The sequence below is a fragment of the Escherichia sp. WS2035 genome, assembly GCF_046487065.1.
Classification (GTDB): Bacteria; Pseudomonadota; Gammaproteobacteria; order Enterobacterales; family Enterobacteriaceae; genus Escherichia; species Escherichia coli.
The window spans coordinates 1-2,146 of sequence record NZ_JBJQKD010000042.1 but is presented as its reverse complement, the minus strand read 5'-3'; the positions used below and the strand labels follow the sequence as shown (position 1 = coordinate 2,146).

At 58.1% G+C, this 2,146-nt stretch carries 2 protein-coding genes and 1 pseudogene; all 3 read right to left on the bottom strand.

All coding sequences use genetic code 11. From position 1 onward, the window contains the following. A pseudogene (locus ACJHX4_RS26640) lies at positions 1 to 991 on the bottom strand (host specificity protein J); the annotation flags it as partial. Between the two features lie 60 nt (positions 992 to 1,051). Continuing rightward, positions 1,052 to 1,699, bottom strand: a complete 648-nt coding sequence (locus tag ACJHX4_RS26635) for a tail assembly protein (RefSeq protein WP_001531692.1) — start codon at positions 1,697 to 1,699, stop codon at positions 1,052 to 1,054. Next, the coding region (locus tag ACJHX4_RS26630) for an NlpC/P60 family protein (RefSeq protein WP_259637057.1) at positions 1,597 to 2,146 on the bottom strand (550 nt) is incomplete at its 5' end. The genes ACJHX4_RS26630 and ACJHX4_RS26635, both read right to left, overlap by 103 nt.

The following is a 2,146-nucleotide window of genomic DNA, read 5'->3' as shown; positions in this document are numbered from 1 at the left end:
TGGTCAGCCAGGCATTACAGGTGATGCGCGGCTCCGTGCCGCCAAAGCCGTCCGGCACCGACTGGTCGCAGTACTGGCCGATGACATACAGCGCCCATTTATCCACATCCGACGCACCAAGACGTTTTCCCATGCCGTAGCGCGGATGGGTCAGCATATCCCACAGACACCAGGCCATGTTGTTGCTGTATGCTGGCTTAAACGTTCCGTCCCAGATACCGCTGTATTGTCGCGTCTGCGGGTTATAGTTCGACGGCACCTGCAGAATGCGCCCGCGAAGATGATAATTACGACTCACCTGCTGGCTGCCGAACTGTTCCGAGTCCACCTGCACGCCAACCAGTGCCGTGTTCGGGTAGCACTGTTTCACATCGATGATTTCGGTGTATGACGACCAGAGCGTTTTGTTCTGCAGCTGGTCTGTGGTGCTGTCCGGTGTCATCCTGCGCATCCGGATATTAAACGGGCGCGGCGGCAGGTTACCCACCACCACCGATGCCAGATACTGTGAGGTGGTTTTGCCTTTAATGGTGATGTCTTTTTCCGTCACCCAGCCACCGTTACGCTGTATCTGAACCAGCAGGCGGACTTCCGACGGATTCCGGTCCCCCTTTGAGGTGGTTTCCACCAGTGCCTGCACACCGAAGGTAAAGCGCAGACGGTCGATGTTTGCAGACGTGATGGTCCGGGTAATCGGCGTGTCGTACTTCACTTCCGTACCCAGCACCGTCTCGGAGCCGGAGGATTCAAATCCCTCCGGCGGTGTCTGCTCCTGCTCACCTGCCCGGAAAACCACCGTGACACCGGAGATATTGGTATTCCCCTCACTGTCCAGCACTGGCGTACTGTTCAGCAGCACACTTTTTAATCCGTCCACCGGACCTTCAACCGGCCCTTCACTGATGGCGTCTATCACGCTCAGCATCTGCGTGGACTTCAGGTTGTCCTTCGCTTCGCGCGGGGTATGCCCCTTACTGCTGCCTTTACCCATTCCTCACGCTCCAGAAACGACAAAACCGCCCTGAGGCGGTTTCACATAAAACGTTTTTCATCAACGACCAATCACCACAACCTGACCACCGTCCCCCTCGTCTGCCGTGCTGATCTCCTGAGAAGCCACCCGCGACCCCACGCGCATTTCACCGTACAGAACAGGCAGAACATTGCCCTGGGCAACCATGTTATCCAGTGATGAGAAATAGGTGTTCTGCTTACCGTTATCCGTGCTGGTCGCTGTGGGCGTCCGGGCTTTCGGTGCCAGCATCTGAGCCACACCACCCAGGATCATACTGGCCCCTGCCGCATACATGCCCGATACAGCCGCGGCACCCAGCCAGCCCACAGGGTTCCACCATGCCACCGCAATCAGCGCCGCCCCCAGCACCACCTGAAACACACCGCCACTTTTAGCTCCCGCCAGACGCGGCACGATGTGGATCACGGCACCATTTGCCAGCGGCTCATTAAGACGGGCAGATAATTCGGTTTCACCTGCATCACGCCCGGCAATGCGCACCTGATACCAGCCGTCATTCAGTTTCTGACGAAACGCCGGGAGCTGTGTGGACAACGCCCGGATGGCTTCAGCCCCCGTTTTTACACGAAGGTCGATGCGGCGGCCAAATCGTTGTAAATCCCCGTAAAGGCAGATGCGTGCCATGCCCGGTGACGCCAGAGGGAGTGTGTGCGTCGCTGCCATTTGTCGGTATACCTCTCTCGTTTGCTCAGTTGTTCAGGAATATGGTGCAACAGCTCACCGTCGCCGCAGTAAATGGCGGCATGATTCGGCACCGATGAACCAAAACAGCACAGCAGCACATCGCCCGGCTGCGCCGCTGACAACGGCACCTGATACAGCCCTGTGGCCTCCAGATTATCCAGATAGAGATTCTGGCCGTTACACCACCAGTCATCCTCACGATGAAAGTCCGGCATCTCAATCCCCGCCAGATGATAAGCATCCCGGAACAGCGTGTAACAGTCCGTCACCCCGTGCTCAAAGCGCCGCCCGGTAAGATGCGGCACACAGCGGAACTTATGAATCTCACCCCGGCAGACCAGCCACCAAGGCAAATCGCTCTGCACCTGCAGCCGCCTGTCAGCCTCACTCAGCCAGGGCAGACCACCGGGGTGGCTGTGGACCAGC

What these genes read in the sequence shown, in the direction of transcription:
- ACJHX4_RS26635 (WP_001531692.1), bottom strand. Translation starts at nt 1,699, where the DNA reads ATGGCAGCGACGCACACACTCCCTCTGGCGTCACCGGGCATGGCACGC.